The following is a 1,215-nucleotide window of genomic DNA, read 5'->3' on the forward strand; positions in this document are numbered from 1 at the left end:
AAAGAAAATTGAAAGTATTAGGCTTATCAAATCAATATAAATTTCATCCATCCTCGAAAAATTAAATATAAGTTTTAGTACTTTTACTAATATAACATGAATCAAATATATTCCCATTGTATACATTCCATAACTCGTCATCCAATGAACGATGTGTAAGTTCTTTATAGAAGAATAGATTTTAACAATAACAAAGTAGACAGAAAGACTACCTAAAAGACCAATGAAAAATCGATAAAAAGTAACATATAAATTATTTATATCAAATGTCCCTGTTCTATAATCAATAATTTTTATTGGAGTGTTATAGATTGTATACTCACTATCCCAAAAGTATAAACAAAATGCAAAGAATGGTATCGAAATCCATACATACTTTTTCAGAAAATGATATTTACTTTCTATTTTATGTGTCAAATATCCTAGAACAAAATAAGGATACATAAAAGATACTAACCAAGGAATATAAGGAAATAGAGTCAATACAATAACACTTACCAACAAAATCTTAAATTTCAAAGATAAATAAAGTATTATGTAACACAAAAATAAACATTTAAGAAACCAAAAAGCGTTAAATGGTGGTTCATAGGTATGAGATATATGTAACGTAAATGATAAAGAATACAATATAAACTCTTGTATTATGTAAAATAAAAAAGTCGGCAATATTAATTGACAGAATTTAGAAACAAATATTTCTTTCCAATTTTTATTTAATGATGAATAAGAAAAATAACCACTTAACAACATAAACAAAGGCATATGAAAAGAATAAATCACATGATGAACAGAATTTTGCCAAAAACCATCTGTATCAATCCCTTCTATTACATGACACCATACTACCAAAAATATTGATATAAATTTCACAAAATCAACAGATAAGATTCTCTGTTTCATCAATATAAATCATTAATGTTTTTCAATCTCAGATGTTTACTATCTTTCTCACTTACTAAAACTTTCTCTAAAGGTATCTTCCAATCAATCCCCAGCTCCGCATCATTCCAGGCTATTGCTCCTTCCGCTTCCGGATGATAAAACTCATCACATTTATATTGGAAAATAACCTCTTCGCTCAATACACTAAACCCATGTGCAAATCCACGGGGTATAAAAAACTGGCGATGGTTTCCCTCCGTCAATTCCACAGCCACATGCTGTCCGAAAGTAGGGGAACCTTTGCGGATATCTACGGCAACATCCAGTACT

2 protein-coding genes are annotated in these 1,215 nt (G+C 29.1%); both read right to left on the reverse strand.

The window, feature by feature from the left end:
- Positions 1-903 (reverse strand): acyltransferase family protein (locus ACESQI_RS24085; protein WP_373127373.1); only part of this gene is annotated, 903 nt, incomplete at its 3' end.
- Positions 903-1,215, reverse strand: a 313-nt coding sequence (gene rfbC, locus ACESQI_RS24090; protein WP_373127375.1) for a dTDP-4-dehydrorhamnose 3,5-epimerase, incomplete at its 5' end; no start/stop codon positions are given. The genes rfbC and ACESQI_RS24085, both read right to left, overlap by 1 nt.

Source organism: Bacteroides sp. HPS0048, from assembly GCF_964240755.1.
Taxonomy (GTDB): domain Bacteria; phylum Bacteroidota; class Bacteroidia; order Bacteroidales; family Bacteroidaceae; genus Bacteroides; species Bacteroides nordii.